This window comes from Chryseobacterium electrogenes (assembly GCF_053553015.1).
This window is the reverse complement of record NZ_JBNPPB010000002.1, coordinates 2362847-2383187: the sequence shown is the minus strand read 5'-3', so window position 1 is coordinate 2383187 and position 20341 is coordinate 2362847. Positions and strand designations below refer to the sequence as shown.

General features: G+C 34.0%; 20 protein-coding genes. 8 read left to right on the top strand and 12 right to left on the bottom strand.

Going from position 1 to position 20341, the window contains the following annotated elements:
* Positions 1-43: 43 nt before the first annotated feature.
* From ACQQ6V_RS10960 to ACQQ6V_RS10950, 3 genes are all read right to left on the bottom strand, one after another.
* A complete protein-coding gene (locus ACQQ6V_RS10960; protein ID WP_448845561.1) occupies positions 44-1099 on the bottom strand; it encodes an AI-2E family transporter in 1056 nt (351 codons plus the stop codon).
* A 120-nt stretch (positions 1100-1219) separates the two neighbouring features.
* The gene (locus ACQQ6V_RS10955) at positions 1220-3640 is read right to left on the bottom strand and encodes a TonB-dependent receptor domain-containing protein (RefSeq protein ID WP_448845560.1); all 2421 of its coding nucleotides are present in this window, start codon (positions 3638-3640) and stop codon (positions 1220-1222) included.
* Between the two features lie 111 nt (positions 3641-3751).
* Positions 3752-4126 carry a hypothetical protein gene (locus ACQQ6V_RS10950; protein WP_448845559.1) on the bottom strand — a complete coding sequence of 125 codons (375 nt, stop codon included), beginning with the start codon at positions 4124-4126 and terminating at the stop codon, positions 3752-3754.
* 213 nt (positions 4127-4339) lie between these two features.
* Here ACQQ6V_RS10950 and ACQQ6V_RS10945 point away from each other — a divergent pair, with 213 nt between their 5' ends.
* Positions 4340-5131 (top strand): murein L,D-transpeptidase catalytic domain family protein, encoded by a 792-nt coding sequence (locus ACQQ6V_RS10945; RefSeq protein ID WP_448845558.1) that lies wholly within the window; start codon positions 4340-4342, stop codon positions 5129-5131.
* A gap of 10 nt (positions 5132-5141) precedes the next feature.
* Here the strand turns inward: ACQQ6V_RS10945 and ACQQ6V_RS10940 are convergent, their stop codons facing one another.
* From ACQQ6V_RS10940 to ACQQ6V_RS10905, 8 genes are all read right to left on the bottom strand, one after another.
* On the bottom strand, positions 5142-6020 hold the full coding sequence (locus ACQQ6V_RS10940) for an SH3 domain-containing protein (protein ID WP_448845557.1): 879 nt from the start codon (positions 6018-6020) through the stop codon (positions 5142-5144).
* A 45-nt stretch (positions 6021-6065) separates the two neighbouring features.
* Positions 6066-6482, bottom strand: coding sequence for a hypothetical protein (locus ACQQ6V_RS10935; RefSeq protein ID WP_448846221.1), 417 nt, complete (start codon positions 6480-6482; stop codon positions 6066-6068).
* 31 nt (positions 6483-6513) lie between these two features.
* Positions 6514-7200, bottom strand: a complete 687-nt coding sequence (locus ACQQ6V_RS10930; protein WP_448845556.1) for a response regulator transcription factor — start codon at positions 7198-7200, stop codon at positions 6514-6516.
* 49 nt (positions 7201-7249) lie between these two features.
* A complete protein-coding gene (locus ACQQ6V_RS10925; RefSeq protein WP_448845555.1) occupies positions 7250-8791 on the bottom strand; it encodes a sensor histidine kinase in 1542 nt (513 codons plus the stop codon).
* Between the two features lie 198 nt (positions 8792-8989).
* Positions 8990-9334, bottom strand: coding sequence for a hypothetical protein (locus ACQQ6V_RS10920; RefSeq protein ID WP_448845554.1), 345 nt, complete (start codon positions 9332-9334; stop codon positions 8990-8992).
* The gene (locus ACQQ6V_RS10915) at positions 9331-11376 is read right to left on the bottom strand and encodes a S9 family peptidase (protein WP_448845553.1); all 2046 of its coding nucleotides are present in this window, start codon (positions 11374-11376) and stop codon (positions 9331-9333) included. The genes ACQQ6V_RS10920 and ACQQ6V_RS10915 overlap by 4 nt, the downstream gene beginning before the upstream one ends.
* A 105-nt stretch (positions 11377-11481) precedes the next feature.
* The gene (locus tag ACQQ6V_RS10910; RefSeq protein WP_448845552.1) at positions 11482-12222 is read right to left on the bottom strand and encodes a uroporphyrinogen-III synthase; all 741 of its coding nucleotides are present in this window, start codon (positions 12220-12222) and stop codon (positions 11482-11484) included.
* Between the two features lie 27 nt (positions 12223-12249).
* Entirely contained in the window at positions 12250-12903 is a 654-nt protein-coding gene (locus ACQQ6V_RS10905; RefSeq protein ID WP_448845551.1) for a DUF4271 domain-containing protein, read from the bottom strand.
* A gap of 114 nt (positions 12904-13017) precedes the next feature.
* On the opposite strand from ACQQ6V_RS10905, the gene ACQQ6V_RS10900 reads away from it, so the two are divergent.
* From ACQQ6V_RS10900 to ACQQ6V_RS10885, 4 genes are all read left to right on the top strand, one after another.
* Positions 13018-13734, top strand: coding sequence for a polyprenol monophosphomannose synthase (locus tag ACQQ6V_RS10900; RefSeq protein WP_448845550.1), 717 nt, complete (start codon positions 13018-13020; stop codon positions 13732-13734).
* The gene (locus ACQQ6V_RS10895) at positions 13734-14102 is read left to right on the top strand and encodes a DUF4296 domain-containing protein (RefSeq protein ID WP_448845549.1); all 369 of its coding nucleotides are present in this window, start codon (positions 13734-13736) and stop codon (positions 14100-14102) included. The genes ACQQ6V_RS10900 and ACQQ6V_RS10895 overlap by 1 nt, the downstream gene beginning before the upstream one ends.
* Before the next feature lies 1 nt (position 14103).
* Positions 14104-15237 carry a tRNA guanosine(34) transglycosylase Tgt gene (gene tgt, locus ACQQ6V_RS10890; RefSeq protein WP_448845548.1) on the top strand — a complete coding sequence of 378 codons (1134 nt, stop codon included), beginning with the start codon at positions 14104-14106 and terminating at the stop codon, positions 15235-15237.
* An 83-nt stretch (positions 15238-15320) separates the two neighbouring features.
* Entirely contained in the window at positions 15321-16415 is a 1095-nt protein-coding gene (locus tag ACQQ6V_RS10885; RefSeq protein ID WP_448845547.1) for an LptF/LptG family permease, read from the top strand.
* Here ACQQ6V_RS10885 and ACQQ6V_RS10880 read toward each other — a convergent pair.
* A complete protein-coding gene (locus tag ACQQ6V_RS10880) occupies positions 16409-17122 on the bottom strand; it encodes a biotin--[acetyl-CoA-carboxylase] ligase (RefSeq protein WP_448845546.1) in 714 nt (237 codons plus the stop codon). The genes ACQQ6V_RS10885 and ACQQ6V_RS10880 overlap by 7 nt on opposite strands.
* An 86-nt stretch (positions 17123-17208) precedes the next feature.
* Here ACQQ6V_RS10880 and rsfS point away from each other — a divergent pair, with 86 nt between their 5' ends.
* The 3 genes from rsfS to ACQQ6V_RS10865 all read left to right on the top strand — a co-directional run bounded on the left by rsfS (position 17209) and on the right by ACQQ6V_RS10865 (position 20326).
* Positions 17209-17586, top strand: a complete 378-nt coding sequence (rsfS, locus tag ACQQ6V_RS10875) for a ribosome silencing factor (protein ID WP_448845545.1) — start codon at positions 17209-17211, stop codon at positions 17584-17586.
* Positions 17587-17626: 40 nt separating this feature from the next.
* A complete protein-coding gene (gene ftsH / locus ACQQ6V_RS10870) occupies positions 17627-19600 on the top strand; it encodes an ATP-dependent zinc metalloprotease FtsH (RefSeq protein WP_448845544.1) in 1974 nt (657 codons plus the stop codon).
* Between the two features lie 141 nt (positions 19601-19741).
* Positions 19742-20326 (top strand): LUD domain-containing protein, encoded by a 585-nt coding sequence (locus ACQQ6V_RS10865; RefSeq protein ID WP_448845543.1) that lies wholly within the window; start codon positions 19742-19744, stop codon positions 20324-20326.
* Positions 20327-20341 lie beyond the last annotated feature (15 nt).

Below are 20341 nucleotides of genomic sequence, written 5' to 3'. Positions count from 1 at the left end.
AAATAAAAAAAAGGTTTCGAAGTATATTCGAAACCTTTTTTGTTTACTTTTCATCTTCTCCGAGAAGTTTTCCCCAAGGTTTGAGAGGTTCTATCCGTTCAAAAATAATTTTAAAAATTGCCATAGCAGGGATACAAAGAAACATACCAGAAATCCCCCAAAGGTGCTCTCCAACTAATATACCGATAAAAGAGAATAAAGCATTAATTTTTACCTTAGAGCCTACAACAAAAGGTAAGACTAGATTTCCATCTATAGCATGTACTGCAATGTAACCTATAGCGACATAAAGACAGGTAATGGGTTCTCCCGTTGCAAAAGCAATAAACATAGATATGACTAGAGATATTAGTACCCCAATGTAGGGGATGACATTAAGAAGGCCCGTTAATACACCAAGAAGTATCGCATATTTTACACCCAAAATGGTCAACATAAGAGAGCTTAATATGGAGACAATAACAACCTGAATTAATAATCCTGTAATATATTTTTTGGTCATCATTTGGATCTCTGTAACAATTTCTTGGACTTTTAGTTCATGTTTAGCATCAAAAACATTAATGATAAAAGTATTAAGAACTCGTCTATAATTAAGGATAAATATAAAGAACAAAAGACAGAAAAATAGAAATCCTATTCCTGAAGAAAATATACTAAAAGTGAAACCTAATATAAGACCTGTGGAAGAAAGTAACTTGTTAAATGCTTCATTAATATACTCAAATTGTTTGTTAATCTGAAGGTTAAAAGTCTTAGAAACCCAGACTTGTATGTTGTGAAATACAGTCTCAAATTGTTGGCTCAACTTAGGGATATCCTCACTGAAGTTAGCTAATTGAGAAGTGAAAAAATACCCCAAACCACATATGATAAGTACCATAATAAGGACTGAAAATATAGAAGATAATCCGCGAGAAAACCTGAACTTTTTCTCCATAAAATTAGAAATAGGCACGAAAAGCATGGCGAGCAAAAAGGCAAGAAAAAAAGGCGCCAATATGCTTTGACCAAGTTTTATGAGGTAGCCAATGCCAATAATACTGACAACAACTAAGGATAGTTTTACAATAAAAGGTAGTTTAATAGCGTTCATCATGTTTTTTTGAAGTATAAAAGTAGTGAATGTATTTGTTATTCATACCTCATAGCAAATTATTTACCATAAAAAAATCCGAACCTTTTACAGATCGGATTTTATACGTATTAAAAAATAATTTTAGAATTTGAAATCCACACCAACATAAGTGTTAATTCCCATAATTGGTGCATAGACCATACCACCATCAAAATAATTCCCGAATGGATTTTTAGCATCCATAATTGCATTATTTTGTTTGTAATTAGTTAAGTTTTCGCCACCAGCATAGAGTCTAATTTTATCAGTAAAATTCTTAGATACTTGAGCATTAACCGTAGAATAAGGCTTAGAATAATCTGCTAGCCTAAACTCAGAAGGGTTGTCATAAGTATGCGGAATTCTTTGTTGCCCGATCCAATTATAGGTAGCATCAAAACTCCAGAAACCTCCTTTTTCTGTTTTGTTGGTAGAATATGCAATGTTAAAAAATCCTCTGTGCGTTGGCATAAAAGGGATTTTCTTTTTCCCAGATAAGTAATCAGCCTCCACATTATAATATTTATAAGCCAATCTAACATCCAAATTCCTTACCGGAATAAAGTCCCACTGCGTCTGGATACTGTTGGCAAAAGATTTTCCGTCTAGGTTATAAAATAATATTTTTCTAGAAGAAGCATCAAGATCTACTAAAACTTGATTTTGGAAATCCGTTCTGAAAACATCTGCAACAATTGAAGATTTTCTATTAAATAGTTTAAATTCTTGTTGTAAGCTTATGCCATAATTCCAAGCGATTTCGGGTTTTAGACCATAGATATCGCCACCATTTTTAAGAATTTCAATTTGACGATTAGAAGCAAAATATTGTTGACTTTCTGCAAAGATATTCGCCGTACGGAATCCTTTTCCTGCTGATAATCGCAAAATTGTTTTTGGTGCCAAATCATATTTAAAATTAAGTCTTGGCGTAAACTGTGTCCCCGCCAAATTATGAAAATCGACTCTACCACCAGCGACCAAAGTATATTTGGTTCCAGTCAAAGTATATTCTGCAAACAATCCAGGCACTCTTTCTGTGCGCTTATATTGGTCTAGGAGATATAATTCATTATAATCATCATACAAGAAACTTGCGCCAACTTTATACTTATGATTGGTATTGCCAAGGATACTTTCGAAGATTAAATTAGAGTAAAAGCTTCTCTGCTCGCCATAGTAATTTCTAAGCCCGAAGAAGCTATCTTGCTGATGATAGGTAAACTGATTCATCCAACCGATGCTCTGATAAGGTTTTCCTTTAAAAACATAGCCGGTCTTGTTCCAAGCTTGGAATCTAGAAATGTCAATCCCAACGCCGTAAAGATTTTGATCTTTTTGCGGAATTCTTTTGTTGAAGCCAATCTGACCCGCTGTTCTTTGATCCTGGACAAAATTAATCCCGAAATGCGTCCCTAATCCTGTATGATCTAGGTCATTGTAATTCAATAAATAAGTTGCATTAAGCTGTGTCCCTTTTGGACGATCTAAGAAACCATCATGGTTCATATCAGTATCTCCGAAAGTGCCGTTTCCGTGTAATAAAATACTCTGGGTCCAATGTTCTGACAGTGGCGATGTATGTGTAATATTAGCTTCTGTACGTGACTCAAAATCAGCGAATAAGTTAATCTCCGTGGATGGCTTATCATCATGAGATTTTAGTAATTCGGTATTAATTTGTCCAGTAATGCTTTCATAACCGTTGGTTACAGTACTTCCTCCTTTAGTTAGTTGGATGCTTCCAATCCATTTTCCAGGGATAAAATTAAGTCCATAAGGAGAAGCGAGACCTCTAATTTCTGGTAATAATTCTTTGGTAAGACTGGTATATTTTTGATCAAGGCCTAACATTTTTAATTGTTTAGTTCCCGTCACAGCATTACTGAAAGACACATCTACTGTCGCATTGGTTTCGAAACTTTCTGATAAATTACAACAAGCTGCTTTCAATAATTCTTTAGAATCGATGTTGAAGGTTAGTCCAACTTCTTTTCTGCTAAGTGCTGTTGCTTCTTTAGCTTTGATGATAGATACACCGTCAATCTGGGTGTTTTTCTGATCACTATGGTCGTCTCCATCTTGATGTTGATGTCCGTGATCTGTAGTTTTCGGTGTTTTTTTATCAGTATGAACTTTAGGATTAGCTTGCCCGAAAGCTAGATCTCTGTCGTATATACAACATTTAGGAAGTTTACTAAAAGTAGCATCAGATGATTGGTACTTTTCGTTATCGTGACCTACATCAGCAACTTTTTTTAAGATTTTGTCTGCGTCTGTTTTAGAGGTATCAAAGTCAATATAAAGCATTTGCTCTTCGCCAATCCAATTAGCGGTAGTTGCACCAGCTTCTTTGGCAGCCTTTTCTATTCTGGCTTTACACATATCGCAATTTCCTTTTACAGAATAATGCTCTTTTTGGATGATAGATTGTGCCCATGTATTGATAGAAAACAACAGCACAAATAAAGTCATAAGACTTTTATGGATAAATTTCATTGGTTTGTAAATTAATAGGATCATAATCATCTCAATGAACTTCAAGACACGATAACGCATTGAAATTCAATTTAAAAAAGATGAATTTTAAAGTTTAAAAATGACTTTATGGATTAAATAAAGTCTACAAAGAAATTATCCAAGCTTGGGCGGTTGCCAGATATTAGCGGATTGATTGAGGAAATTAGGAAAAGTATAACCAAAATTTTTGTACCCTAAAAAAATAGGCTTTGTAATATTGGTTTCGAAGTTTTTGATGAAAAAACCAGTAAAGAATCCAGCACAAGTATGACAACTTGCACACTTATCATTACATTTTTCGTCACCTGACTTATGGCTGTTTTTTTCGCAGTTGTGCTGTTTTTTGGTAGCATCAGTACCGCAATGATCTTCTTTGGTAGAAGCTTCGCAACAAGACATCTTAGCAACTTCTACACTGAAATTCTGCTTAGGATAAATCATAATTCCTAAACAGAACAACATTATTAGAAGGTAAATGCGTCTTGCCATATTGTGCAAAATTAATTATTTATTTTGAATAACGATATGATTTATATTATGTTAGAAATCAATCATTTATTTAATTTCTTAAAATTTTCACAAAAAATAAGTTTTGCGTTAAAGTTTATTAAAATAAAGTTAAACTTTGGTTGATATAATCTGCTGGTTTTGATATAATTGTAATTTTGCCAAGCTAAAATAAGTTTAACATAAAGGTAAAGCATGAAGAAATTCCCATTAACATTGGTTTTAGTCTATCTTTTAAGCACATCTTTCTACACGAGCAAAGCGGTAAAAGAAGATGCTATAAAGAAAGAAAAAATCGAGTTAATCTCTCTAAGTCCTTCGGAAAAGACTAAGTCCACACGTATTGCAACGACAGATGAGCTTTATAAAAGCATTATTTTTGACGCTGAAAGTTCTTTAAGTTTTGATGTTTTTGATAAAGCCTATCAGGGATTTCAAAACTTAAAAAAAGCAGGTAAGTTAGAAGATAACGCCCATTTATTAAGCATTTGTGACTTTAGTTTGTCATCCAATAAGAAAAGACTTTGGGTGATTGATCTTAACGAAAAGAAAGTATTATTCAACTCTTTAGTGGCGCATGGCAAAGGAACTGGAGAAGAATTTGCCACCGCATTTTCTAACATAGAAAGTTCTCACAAATCGAGCCTTGGTTTTTACGTTACAGAAACGACGTATAACGGCAGCAATGGCTATTCTCTTAAATTAATCGGCATGGACAAAGGTTACAATGATGCGGCAATGCAACGCGCTATTGTAATGCATGGTGCAGATTATGTAAGTGAAGATTTTATAAAATCCGAAAAAAGATTGGGTAGAAGTTGGGGTTGTCCTGCGGTACCAAGAACACTTGCAGAACCAATTATTAACACAATTAAAGACAAAACATTATTGTTTATCTATTATCCGGACCAACAATATTTAAGTCAATCAGAATGGCTAAAACCCGCCAATCAAGACAATGAAAGCTTGCATCTCGCGAGTAAATAGTATAAAGCCATCAAGATTTGATGGCTTCTTTTTTTGTTTTTACTGATTGAAATTGTTCGCCGTCCCAAGAATAGGTTGTGGTCACTTTTTCGCCAGTGCTTTTATCATTTTCATCAGTTTCGGCTTCTTCCAAAACATAAAGAAATTGCTCTTTCAGCTTATTACTTTTAGATGGAAATTGTATTGATTCTGAATGATGAAACACGCCAGCATCTGATACAGAAACGGTTTTAGGAAGACTAATTAAACCATCGTTGGTTACAAAATAATTTTGTTCGTACGTTGGGATGGCGCAAGCTTCGCCAGCTACGGAAGCATTAATCGTATAATTAACGTTTTTTAGACGTACTGCTTTTTCTACCGTAAAAGATTGTCCGTTGAGGTTTTCAGAAATTCCTGCATCAAATTTCTTTTCATCAATAAGATTTCCGTTTTTAAAATATTTGACACTTGCCGATAATCTATTGTAAGGTGTATTGAATTCATCATACAATTTTTCTGTACTTGGTACCCCGAAAACGAACTCAGATTCGCCCGCTTTATGATAACCAATGGCAAGATTTCCGCCCCATATAAAACCTGTTTTTCCGTCATACGACACACGAAACCAATTGGCAGAGCGTTCTCCTAATGTGGTAACTGCTCCCGTAACTTCTATAATTTTAACCGATTTATTCTGGGGAAGAACATCTACGGTTACAGAAGCGGTAAGGTTGGGAAGATCTCTAACTTTGGTTTCGTCCACAAAAATTTTGACATCATCACCTTTTTCATGTTTGAAAACCCAGTTTCCTATTTCGCCTTCATCTACATAAGCATAAGCCACGTCTTGCTGGGCATTAACCGATAATGATATTAATAAAATTGAAAATATAATAAATCGCGTCATAAATTTAATTTTGAAAAAAGCCTGCTAAAAAACAGGCTTTAATTTTTATAAAAGAGGCTCTCCAACCTGGATGTCACAATTGTGATAAGGCTCACCATGTGGCGGATTAAGAGCTGGCTTACCAACTTGTCCAGAATTATTGGGTGCTGCTATTGGTTGTGCATTAGGATTGGTATTAAAACCTAAACCTTGCGTGGCAACAGGTGCGGGAGCTTGTTGTGGCGCCGAGTTAAGAGGCTGTCCAACTTGCAAGTCACAACGATGGCCTGGCTGTCCATGTTCTGGATTAAGCGCTACAGCATTAGTTGTTGGACTGTTTTCTGTTGTTACATCCGTCACTTTGTTATCTTGAGAAGATGTTGCCGCAGATTGTTCTGGCTTGTTGTTATTATCATCTTGCTTTTTAGAACAAGATGTAATAATTAGTCCAAGAAATAAGAGGCTATAAATCTGTAATTTCATGATTTCTATTTTCTCAAAGATACAAAAGATTTTAGTTTTTTACCAGCAGTCTAAAGCCTTCACCGTGAACGTTGATAATCTCTAAACCGTCGTCTTCCTTAAGTAATTTTCTAAGTTTTGCGATGTAAACATCCATACTTCTTGCGGTAAAGTAATTTTCTTTTTTCCAGATTTTTCTTAAGGCAAGATCTCTTGGCATAAAGTCGTTTCTGTGGATGCAAAGCAGCTTTAATAATTCGTTTTCTTTAGGAGATAATTTATACTCATTATCACCAACTCTTAGTTGTCTCAACATTGAGTCAAAGAAAATATTACTGATCTTGAACTGCTCTTGATCTTCATTCTCTAACACTGCACTTCTCTGAAGAATCGCTTTAATTTTATATAAAAGCAACTCTGTATCAAAAGGTTTTGTGATATAATCATCTGCTCCAAGCTGATAACCTTTAAGAATATCTTCGCGCATATTTCTTGCAGTTAAGAAAATAATAGGCGTATTTTTATCTATTTTTTTAACATCTTCAGCTAAAGAAAATCCATCTTTTTTTGGCATCATTACATCGAAAATACAGATGTCAAATTCTTTTTCTGTAAACTCTTTTAAGCCCATTTCTCCGTCAGTCGCTAGTGTCACATCGAAGTTGTTAATGCTTAAATAATCTTTTAGTACGGCGCCAAAACTCTGATCGTCTTCTACTAATAATATTCTGTTGCTCATATCTTTTTTTGTTTTACGATTTATTTTTAATTCTTCTTTATAATTGTGATTAACTCATTGGTAATTTTAGAGTAAATACACTTCCTTTTCCTTTCTCTGACTCTACAGTTATAACGCCTTTATGGATTTCTACAATCTTTTTGACGTATGATAAACCAAGTCCTTGTCCTTTTACATTATGAATATTTCCGGTTTCTTCTCGGAAGAATTTCTCGAAAATTTTAGATTTATTTTCAGTATCCATTCCCATGCCATTATCAGAAATATCAATCACGTACCAATTGCCTTCGTTGCTTGTTTTCAGGTTGATAATTGGTGTGTCGGGAGAATATTTATTGGCATTATCTAACAAATTAATTAAGGCATTAGAAATATGGAATTCATCAATTTTAAAATTATATTTTTCCGCCGTAAAGTTGGTCGTTAATTGTCCTTTTCTTTCTTCTACGATTAATCGGAAAGATTCTGTAATTTTCTTGATAAACTCTCTAACATTGGTCTCTTTAAGGAATAATTGCATCTCGTTACGCTCTAATTTTGACATATTAAGAACGTTTTCTACTTGCTTTTTCATCCTAAGATTTTCTTGCTTTATTAATCCCGAATAATACTTGACCTTCTCAGGATTGGTTGCAATTTTATCATTAGATAAAGAGTCTGTTGCCACAGAAATCGTTGCCAACGGCGTCTTGAATTCATGCGACATATTGTTGATGAAATCCGTCTTGATATCTGCAATTTTTTTCTGACGCATCATATAATTAATCGAGATAATATAAATCCCCAAAATCGTCAACAATGAGATAAAAGTACCGAGCAACATTGGCAAATTGTGCTTTGCTAAAGAATAATCTTTCCTCGGAAAAACTAAAGCCAATGTATATAAAGTCCTGTCTTTGCTATCTGTAAAAAGTGGATAGGTGTAATTGGATTTATCTTTTTGATCCAGATACGTATTATTAGTTATGGATGATAATTTATTAGTTTTATCGATAATCCCGAATCCAAATTTAGTATCAATTCCTTTTAATTTTAATTCTTTAGTCAGTACAGAATCTATGATTTTAGCATCCACACGCTTCTCAAGTGGTAAGTTGGACGCGTTAAGCTTTGCAAACTCATTAAGCGTATAGGTGCTGTTATCTAAGTCTTTGCTAATCTGCGTTGTTAATAATTCTGGCGTTCGTTTTTTCATACGATACAAGCCTTCATCTTTATAAAGCTTAGTGATATCCAAAGAATCTCCTTGCTTAGAAATCGGAATTTTTTGTTTCTCAATAATACTTTTTTGAAATAAAATTGAAGATCTATTGGCAGAATCTGAGGATTGCTGAATGTAAGTCTGCGTTGGCTTATTACTATTGCTGACAATTTCTTTCCCTAAGTTCTTATATTCTCCGTTGATATATTTGTCAACTTCTAGCTTGTTGACCTTCTCTGTAGAAGTTTCTAAAGCCGAATAAACTTTGTTAGAAAAATCTTGCTCTAGCGCGCCGTATAATTCTTTAATCCAATATAGCTGTAAAGAGACGAACACTATTAAAGAGATCGTCATGAAAACAGAAATAATTGGGATGAATTTATTGTTCATTAAAATAAGTTTGGAAAAGTTAAAATTAAACATTTCGATGTTGCTTAAACAAAAATTGTGCTAAAAAATTGTATTGATTGTCTTAAAACTCTTTTTTTTAACATTTTTTTCAGAAACATAATAGAAATGATGCTTTTAGGATACTAACAAATTGTATCTATAATTGATATTTTAAAAAATAAGACCGAACAATCGGTCTTATGCTAATGCTATTTCTTCATCCTGAAAATATTGTATGATGGCTTTCTTCATCAAGATTGCTTGCTCGTTAGGTCTAAGCTCTGGCAAAGCTTCTAAGGTCTCATAATGAGGCCAGCCTTCTACATAATGAGAGAATTTATAGTAACCAAAAGGTTCTAGCAATCTGCAAACCGCAATGTGGATGAGATTAACTTTGTCATCTTTAGTAAATTTCTGCGTGCCGCTTCCTAATTCTTGGATGCCAATCAGAAATAATAAAGTCTCTATAGGAGGATTTTTTTCTGTTTCGAAGTTATCTTCGAAAAATTGTTCTATTTTTTTCCAATATTCTGCGTCGTTCATTTTACTTGATTTTCTAATTTTAATAAAAAGCCATATTCTAAAGCAATTTCTTTTAAGCTTTCGAATCTACCACTCGCGCCACCGTGACCAGAACTCATATCTGTTTTGAAGATCAAAAGATTATTATCTGTTTTTATATCACGTAATTTTGCAGTCCACTTTGCCGGTTCCCAATATTGTACCTGAGAATCATGAAATCCTGTAGTTATTAAGGTATTAGGATAATCTTTAGCCTCGATATTATCGTATGGCGAGTAAGATTTCATATAATCATAATACTCTTTTTCGTTGGGATTTCCCCATTCATCATATTCTCCAGTCGTTAACGGAATCGTATCGTCCAACATGGTGGTCACCACATCCACAAACGGAACTTGCGCCACAATACCATTAAATAATTCTGGATTATAATTCATCACCGCGCCCATTAACAGCCCGCCAGCACTGCCTCCCATCGCATAAAGATGTTGAGAAGATGTGTAATTGCTATCAATAAGATGTTTGGCAGCATCAATAAAATCAAAGAAAGTATTCTTTTTCTGAAGCATTTTTCCATCCTCATACCATTCTCTACCCAGATATTCGCCTCCTCTAATGTGTGCAATCGCATGGATAAAACCTCTGTCCAAAATAGATAATCTCACACTAGAAAACGTTGCATCTACTGTGTGGCCGTAACTTCCGTAGCCGTAGAGTAAAAGTGGCGTGTCGCTAGATTTTACGGTATCTTTATGATAAACCAAAGAAATTGGTACTTTTTTGCCATCTCTAGCCGTTGCCCAAATTCTTTCAGAAATATAATTATCTGGAGAAAACTTACCGCCCAAAACTTCTTGTTGTCTTAGAAGCTTAGTGGTTTTATCCGTCATATTATACTCATAGGTAGAACTTGGTTGCGTAAGCGAGGTGTAGCCGTAACGTAATATTTCGGTGTCAAATTCTAAATTAAGTCCAATATAAGCCGTATACGTTGGATCATTAAAAGGTAAATAATAAGATTCTCCTTTTTGTTGATCCATGATTTTAATCTGAAGAAGACCTTGCTCACGCTCTTCGATCACGAAATAATTTTTGAAAATCTCGAAACCTTCTAATAAAACATGATCGCGATGAGGAATGTAATCTTGCCAGTTTTCTAGGTTAGGCGTGGCAACTTTTGTTTTAATAATTTTAAAATTAGTTGCATCATCGGCGTTGGTAATGATATAAAAATCATCTTCGTAATGCTCCACAGAATATTCTAAATCTTCGGTTCTGGGTTGTACAATCGTCCAATCAGCATTAACATCATTAGCAGGAATAAAGCGTTGCTCATCCTCATTAGTGCTAGATGCCGCGATAAAAATATATTCTAAAGATTTAGTTTTGAAAACACTTACATCAAAGGTGTCATCTTCTTCATGATACACCAAGACATCATTGCTACTTTCTGTCCCCAATTGATGGCGAAGAATCTGATATGCTCTAAGACTTTCGTCTTTTCTGATATAAAAAATATGCTGATTATCATTAGCCCAAACTGCTTTCCCTGTGTTGTTTTCTATTGAATTAGGAAAAATCTCTTGGGTTGTCAGATCCTTGAAAAAGATTTTATAAATCCTTCTCCCAACATTATCCGCAGAAAAAGCCAACGTCTTATTGTCAGGACTTACAGACAGACTTCCAATCTCGAAGAAATCTTCGCCTTCAGCTAAAATATTTACGTCCAAAAGGATTTCTTCTGCATTATCAAGAGTCTGATATTTTCTAGAAAAAATAGGATATTCTTTACCATCTTCATACCGGACAATATACCAATACTGATTAAAGAAATAAGGCAAAGACTCGTCGTCTTTTTTGTAGCGCGCTTTCATTTCTTCAAATAAAACTTCCTGGAAACCTTCTGTATCCTTCATGACATGTTCTGCATAAGCATTTTCGTCATTAAGATATTGGATAACATCGGGATTTTCTCTTTGGTTAAGCCAATAATAAGGATCATAACGGTTATCATTATGCGTATTAATATAGTGTTCTATTTTTCTTGCTTTAGGAGCGTTCATTCTTTTTAAGATTATTTAGATTAAATCTAAGGTTAAGCAAAACTAATAAAAAAACCACCTTCCTAAAAGGATAAGTGGTTTGTATAGTTTGTAGATAAAAAATATCTATTTATTAATATTACGGATGTATTTTTCTACAGCCATAGTCATAGATGGCGTTTCTTTAGTTGGTGCCATCATATCTACACGAAGGTTATTTTCTTGCGCTGCAGCTTGAGTAGTTGGTCCAAAAACAGCAATCTTGCGATCTTCTTGCTTATAGTTAGGGAAATTAAGACCTAGAGATTTAATCCCTTGTGGACTAAAAAATACAAGCATGTCGTAAGAATCGATGTCAATATCTGTAAGATCACTACATACTGTTCTATACATAATTGCTCTTGTCCATTCTACACCAGAGGCATTCATAGTTCTGGTAATATCATCGTTCATCATATCCGAAGATGGTAATATATATTTTTCGGTGTGATGCTTCTTAAGAATTGGCAAAAGGTCAGCAAAGGTCTTCTCACCAAAGCTAATTTTTCGTTTTCTATAGACGATATGTTTTTGTAAATAGTTAGCAATAGCTTCTGATTGACATATGTATCGCATAGCATCTGGCACTGCAAAACGCATTTCTTCTGCTAGACGAAAATAGTGATCAATAGCATTTTTGCTAGTAAAAATAACGCCAGTATACTGGGCTAGGTCAATTTTCTGTGTTCTTAGTTCTTTGGCATCTGCCCCTTCGACATGAATAAATGGTCTGAAATCAATTTTGATTTTTTCCTTTTTTGCAATCTCCAAATATGGTGAAGATTCATTAGGAGCAGGTTGCGAAACTAAAATAGATTTAATTTTCATCTCAGTTTTTGGTGTGTCTAGTTATGATTAAAATAACAACTTTATCAGTACCAATAAGGGTACTATTTGAAGCGTGCAAATATACAAAAATTTATAATACCATTCTTTAGGCAATATTGGTTGATTGTTAAAAAGATAAATGAATATCTTTAAAATAAATGTTAATCCACCAATAATCATGAGGATATATAAGAATTGTATCTCATCAATTGGGAAATAAAAAATTGCTAAACTTGCCCCAATTAATACCAAACTCACTAAAAAATAAAATTTATTGGCCGTCAAATATAGATTAATAAGGTTACGATTACACCCCAAACTTGAGTAATAAAAGTAACTTAACAACGATTTTGTAAGATAAAATCCAGAGATACACATAAAAGTGTAACCAAATTTGTTAAGCTCGTAACCCAACCAAGATACATCTGACACAATCTTAGGAACAACTGGCACAAACTGAGAAAGCAATACAGAAAGCATCACGCAGACTACAACAGAAGTAAGCATCCAAGATAAGATGATATTGCTGCTGTCATCTTTTTGTAAGGTCATGAAATCTTTTAGATTGGCATCGCGATGCAGCACTCTGAAGCTGAAGATGTATACAAAAACACATCCCAAGATACAGAAGATAACCCAATCATGATATTCTGGTATTCTTACCAATTCTTTTTTTTGCAAAAATAAGCAAATAATCTACAGGTTTTTTTTCTTGGAATTAAATTTGATGCAACTCTATAATTTTATAATTCGTACAACTGACAAAAATATTATCTTTGCACATTGATTTATAAGATGAAGAAGCTCGTAATTATCCCTACCTACAACGAAAAAGAAAATATCCGTAAGATTATCACGGCAGTATTTTCTTTAGAAGACGACTATGAAGTCTTGGTAGTAGATGATTCTTCGCCCGATGGCACCGCAACAATTGTTGCAGAAATGCAGACAATCTATCCCAAAAAATTGCACCTTACCATTAGAAAGGTGAAAGACGGATTGGGGAAAGCTTACATCCATGGTTTTAGATGGGCTCTGGAGAATGATTACGACTATATTTTTGAGATGGATGCTGATTTTTCTCACAATCCAGAAGACCTTCCTAAACTTTATGAAGCCTGCAAAAATGCTGATATGGCGATAGGATCACGTTACAGCAAAGGCGTTAATGTCGTTAACTGGCCTATGTCTAGAGTACTATTGTCTTATTTCGCGTCAAAGTATGTGAGATTTGTTTTAGGTATTCCTGTTCATGATACAACGGCAGGTTTTGTTTGTTTTGCAAAAAAGACTTTAGAAGGTATCGGTCTCGATAATGTGAAATTAAAAGGCTACGGTTTTCAGGTTGAAATGAAATATCGCGCCTTTAAAAAAGGTTTTAAAATCGTAGAAGTTCCGATAATCTTTACCGATAGAACGGAAGGCGAAAGCAAAATGAATGGCGGTATTATAAAAGAAGCCATCTTTGGAGTTCTTAATTTGAAACGCAAAAGCCTAATGAATAAATTATAATGTATCGTTATTTAATCATCATAGTGTTAATTTTAGCATCTTGCTCCAAGTTTATAGAAAAGCCAAAAAATCTATTAACAGAAGATCAGATGGCAGAGATTATTGCAGAATTTGCGATAGCAGATCAAAGCTTTGTTATCGATGCTAATATCACGCAACAAGAAAGCTCGAGATTTATTCTGAAAAAATTTAAAATTAAAGGTCAGACTTTTACAGATAGTTATCAATATTATCTTGTAGAAAGTAAGTTAGATGATATTTTTGATAAAGCTCAAAAAGTTATCCTAACTAAAGACCCGAAATTAGAAGCTTATATAAAGAAGAAAACACAGGAAAATTTACCTAAACCTGAACAAAAGACGCCGTAAAATGTCAGAATTTTTTAAAATTGAAAAAACATCCCAAAGTAAAGCAAGAGCTGGGATTATTAATACCGATCACGGGCAGATTCAGACGCCTATTTTTATGCCAGTTGGTACAGTTGCCAGCGTAAAAACCGTCCATCAACGTGAGCTGAAAGACGATATCAAAGCACAGATTATCTTAGGGAATACTTATCACCTTATGCTGCGTCCTGGTATGGATGTTATGCAACAAGCTGGCGGTCTTCATAAATTTATGAATTGGGATGGCCCAATATTAACAGATAGTGGAGGTTATCAGGTTTTTTCTTTATCTAAAAGTAGAAAGATGAACGAAGAAGGTGTGAAGTTTAAATCTCATATCGACGGAAGTTATCATTTTATTTCACCAGAAAAATCAATGGAAATTCAGCGTCAGATTGGTGCAGATATTTTTATGGCTTTTGACGAATGTACACCTTATCCGTGCGAGTATAATCAAGCCAAATTGTCCATGGAGCTTACGCACCGTTGGCTGAAAAGATGTATCGATTGGACTAAAGAAAATAAGGAATTATATGGATTTAAACAAAATTTATTCCCTATTGTACAAGGTTCTACCTATTCGGATCTAAGAAGGATTTCTGCAGAAGTTATTTCTGAGGCAGATGCAATTGGTAACGCTATCGGCGGTTTATCTGTTGGAGAACCAGAAGAAGAAATGTACAGAATTACCAATGAAGTTACAGATATTTTACCAAAAGAAAAACCGCGTTATCTAATGGGCGTTGGTACACCTTGGAATATCTTAGAAAGCATTGGGCTTGGTGTTGATATGATGGATTGTGTAATGCCAACCAGAAATGCCAGAAACGCAATGCTATTCACTTGGCAAGGTGTTATTAATATGAAAAACGAAAAATGGAAGAATGATTTTTCTGTTTTAGACGAGTTCGGGACAAGTTTTGTAGATCAAGAATACAGCAAGGCTTATGTAAGACATTTATTTGTAGCAAAAGAATATTTGGCAAAGCAGATTGCATCCATTCATAATTTAGCTTTTTATCTGGACTTAGTAAAAGTGGCGAGAGAGCATATCTTAGCTGGTGACTTTTATGAGTGGAAGGATAGTATTGTCCCTCAATTGAGACAAAGGCTTTAAAGAATTAATAAAATTGTTAATGGTTAATTCCAGTTAGAATTTAGCCATTAACAATTGATATTTAACAATATAAAAGAATTACATTGAAAATAATAGACGCTTATATCATCAAAAAATACTTAGGAACATTGTTCTTTATGTTAGCTTTGTTGACTATAATTGTCTTGGTTATTGATGTACAAAGTAAAACCCCAAGAATTGAAAGTAATGGCTTTACGGTAAGTTACTTTTTATTAAATTTTTATCCATTCTGGATTCTTAATTTGATAATTACCTTTATGTCTATTTTGGTTTTCATATCGGTAATCTTCTTTACATCTAGACTCGCCAATAATACAGAAATTGTAGCTATTATAAGTAGTGGTGCTAGTTTTCATCGGTTTGCCAAGCCTTACCTTGTAGCCTCATTAGTTATTGCTGGTTTTGCATTGGCTACCAATCACTTTATTTTGCCTTGGGCTAATATCAAAAAAAATAAGCTAGAACCATACACGTATAATCAGGTTAATAAAGAACAATTGTTAGGCAATACTATTATTGCTACTAATATCAACCCTAACGAGTATATCTTTATTAATACCTATAATCGTGAGCAGAAGAGAGGTTCTGGCTATATTTATCAAAAATTTGATAAAAATAAAAAGTTAATTCATCAGATCATTGGTAATGATATCTACTGGGATGAAGTGAAGAAAAACTTTGTTGTTACCAATTATATGGAGCGTATCGCTGGGAAAAATGACACAGAAAAATTGAATAATGGAGAGACTAAAACTCAAAATTTTGGACATCCTCCAGAAGAACTATTTCCGGATAAATTAGTAGGGCAGAATAAAACAACACCAGAACTTTTAAAATTAATCGAGCGAGAACAATTAAAAGGAAATAGCAATGTTAATACCTTTTATAACGAGTTGCATCAGAGAACATCTATGCCGGTGTCGATCATTATTTTGACGTTTTTGGCATTGTCATTATCCTCTCAAAAAAAGCGAGGTGGCTTAGGTCTTAATTTGGCATTAGGTATTGCATTAGCTTTTGTTTTCGTATTTTCATTTCAGATGTTATCCGTGGTTTCTGAGAACAAAACTATATCTCCCTTATTGGCGATGTGGCTTCCTAATTTAATTTTTGGCCCAGTGGCATTGTATCTTTATTTTAAAAGAGCTAATCAGTAGAGAAGTTCTATTTCTTTATGATAAAATTTTTGCAAACCATCTTTTTCTAATTCAATCCATAGAAAACCATTTTCGTCAGCCTTTTTGATTATGCCATTTTGGCGCAATTCGTTTTTTTGAAACACAGAGATTTCATTTTTTCTAAAAAGTTGGTCGTTGTAATTCTTTAAAATTAAATTCTCTGAAGAGCTTTCTTTAATTTTATTTGATATCAATTCATGAAATTGTTCTGTGAAACTTTTTAGATCAAAAACCTTTCCTGTAAGGCTGTAGATAGATCCCGCCTTAGGGAGTTGAGAGTAATCTGACTGTAAAACATTAATGCCAATCCCAATAATATAATAAAGCTCCTGATTGATTTTCTTCTTTTCTATGAGGATGCCACAGATTTTCTTTTGGTTAAGAATAATATCATTGGGCCATTTGATCTGAGTTTTTTCTTGGGTCAAAATGTCAATAATATCAATTACAATTAAGGCGGTATGATAATTGAAGAAAACATCAGAGAGATTAATCAACCTTGCAGGGATTGCTAGAGAGTAAGCGATATTTTGATTTTCGTTACTATTCCAGCTATTTCCGTATTGTCCTTTACCTTGTGTTTGGTTAAAAGTACATAAGGCGACTTCTTTAGTTTCATCATTAATGACAGAAAATATTTCGTCATTGGTCGAAGAACATTGGTTTTTATAGATAATTTTGGTCATTTAAGAAAACTTTAAGACATTAGAAGCTTTTATACAAGGGATAAATAGATTAAAATCAATAAATTTGCAAGATATACATTTTTTGAATGAGTAATATTACAGAAAAACAATTATTAGTAGACAAAATCGTAGAAGCGATTCAAGATACCAAAGGGGAGGAGGTTATGATTTTTGATCTCTCCAACATAGAAAATTCAGTTGCAGAAACTTTCATTATCTGCAGTGCCAACTCTAATACACAAGTTTCTGCTATCTCTGGTAACATCCAGAAAAAAGTTAGAAACGATCTTCAGGATAGACCTTGGCATGTAGAAGGGACAGAAAATGCAACCTGGGTACTTCTAGATTATGTATCTGTTGTTGTACACGTTTTCCAAAAAGAAGTTAGAGAGTTTTATGATATCGAAACCCTTTGGGGCGATGCTAAAATTACCAAAATAGAAGATTTGGATACGAAGTACTAGACACATTGCTTCCAAAATAACATTCAATTACAAAACAATAATGAATAACAATAAAGGATTTAATTGGTTTATCCCCATTATGATCGGGGTTATTTTGCTATTTATCGTCCCAGGAATGCTGGGAGACTCTGGTGGAAAAACTATCGATGAAAATGATTTTTATAAATTAGTACAAAACGGAAAAGTAGAAGAGGTAATGGTCTATAGAGACACTTACAAAGCTGATGTTTTCCTTAATAAAGCTGCAAAAGCGGAGTTACAAAAACAAAGCAAGCCAGAGAGCAATCCTCTATCTGCTTTGAATATGAAACCTGTACCTGATTATAGCCTTTCTTACGGAGATCTTCGTTATTTTCAGGAGCGTTTTAATCAAGTTAATACAGAAGCAGCAAAACCTAATCAAGCCAAAATTGACTTCGGAAATGGTAAAAGTGCATTTTCTGAGTTGATTTTTACTGCTTTATTCTGGATTGGTATTATGGCATTATTCTATTTTTTCTTATTCAGAAAAATGGGAGGTGGCGCTGGCGGTCCTGGTGGACAGATTTTCTCAATCGGAAAATCAAAAGCCAAATTGTTTGATGAGAAGGATAAAATTAATGTGACATTTAAAGATGTTGCAGGATTAGAGGGAGCAAAAGAAGAAGTACAAGAAGTAGTAGATTTCCTTAAAAATTCAGAAAAATACACCAAGCTAGGAGGTAAAATCCCGAAAGGCGTATTATTAGTTGGTCCTCCAGGAACAGGTAAGACTTTATTAGCAAAAGCTGTTGCAGGAGAAGCTCAAGTGCCATTTTTCTCATTATCAGGTTCTGATTTTGTAGAGATGTTTGTGGGTGTTGGAGCATCTAGAGTAAGAGATCTTTTTGCTCAAGCTAAAGCAAAATCTCCAGCAATTATCTTTATCGATGAGATTGATGCTATTGGTAGAGCAAGAGGAAAAAATAATTTCTCTGGCGGTAACGATGAGCGTGAAAATACATTGAACCAATTACTTACAGAAATGGACGGTTTTGGGACAGATACTAACGTTATAGTTATGGCGGCAACCAACCGTGCTGACATTCTAGATAAAGCATTAATGAGAGCAGGTCGTTTTGACCGATCTATTTATGTTGATCTACCAGAACTTCATGAGAGAAAACAAATTTTTGATGTTCATTTATCTAAAATTAAATTAGATCCTAATATTGACCGCGAATTTTTGGCTAAACAAACGCCAGGTTTTAGTGGTGCTGATATTGCTAATGTTTGTAACGAAGCAGCTCTAATTGCCGCAAGAAATGGACATGAATCAGTTTTCAAACAAGATTTCTTAGATGCCGTTGATAGAATTATCGGTGGACTTGAGAAGAAAAATATGGCGATAAAACCATCTGAGAAAAGACGTGTTGCTTATCATGAAGCTGGACACGCAACGATATCTTGGTTGGTAGAGCATGCTTCTCCATTACTAAAAGTAACAATTGTACCAAGAGGTAGATCTCTAGGTGCAGCGTGGTATCTTCCAGAAGAAAGACAATTGACAACTACAGAGCAGATGTTGGATGAGATGTGTGCTACTTTGGGAGGACGTGCTGCAGAGCAAGTTATCTTCAATAATATATCAACAGGTGCATTATCAGATCTAGAAAAAGTGACTAAGCGCGCTCAAGCAATGGTAACTATCTATGGACTTAGTGACAAATTAGGAAATATATCTTATTATGATAGTTCTGGACAGCAAGAGTATAACTTTGGGAAACCTTATTCTGAGCAAACTGCACAATTGGTAGACGAAGAAATTTCTATGCTTATCGAGACTCAATACAAAAGAGCAATTTCTATTTTAGATAACAATAGAGATAAGTTAGAAGCTCTGGCTCAGAAATTATTGGAGAAAGAAGTGATTTTCCGTGAGGATCTAGAAGAGATTTTCGGGAAAAGAGCTTGGGATCCAGAATTAACAGAGAGACCAGTTTCTGGCTTAGATACTCCAGTTGATAACGAAAGTGTTTTAAAACCAGAGGCTTAAGACATAATTAAAATATTAAAAGCCCCAGCTTTGTGTAACAATGCAAAGTTTGGGGCTTTTTTATTTAAATTTATATAGATAATTTTATGAATTTCATAAAAATTTTATACTTTTGTACTAATTCATTAATTTCTGACGAAGTTGAGTTTGTTTAAAAAAATTGTAAGTAAAATATTTAATCAAGAAGAGGAGGAAACAGATCCAAATGTGACCAAGCTTTCTGATAAATTACGTGATGCTGACTTAGATTATAAGTTTGCACAACTTTTTACGCACTCAGGTGGATTTTTTAATTATTGTGCAGATGAGTCAGAAGCCTTACAAACTCTTAATCAAATTCTAAAGTTAGAGCAGATACAATCTGTTTTTTGTTGGGATAAAGAATTACAGAATTTCTTAGATGTAATAAAAACACCACATTTTAATGATCTCTTAGAGACTAATGATGCTGCTTTTATTACTGCAGAATATCTAATCGCATTTGATGGTAGAATTATGCTGTCTGATAATAATATTTTGCATTATCATTCTTCTGTTCTTCCTAGTAAAATTATTATACTAGCGAGTGTTTCTCAGATTGTTGCTAACCTTTCAGAAGCTATGATGCGTGTAAAACGTGAAGGCAATCCTAGAAAAAATCTTACCTCTATCAGTGGTGGACACTCAAAATTAGATCCACAAAACAAAGACAATACTAAACTTTTCTTACTTTTGCTGGAAGATTAACATTAAACTTAAGTT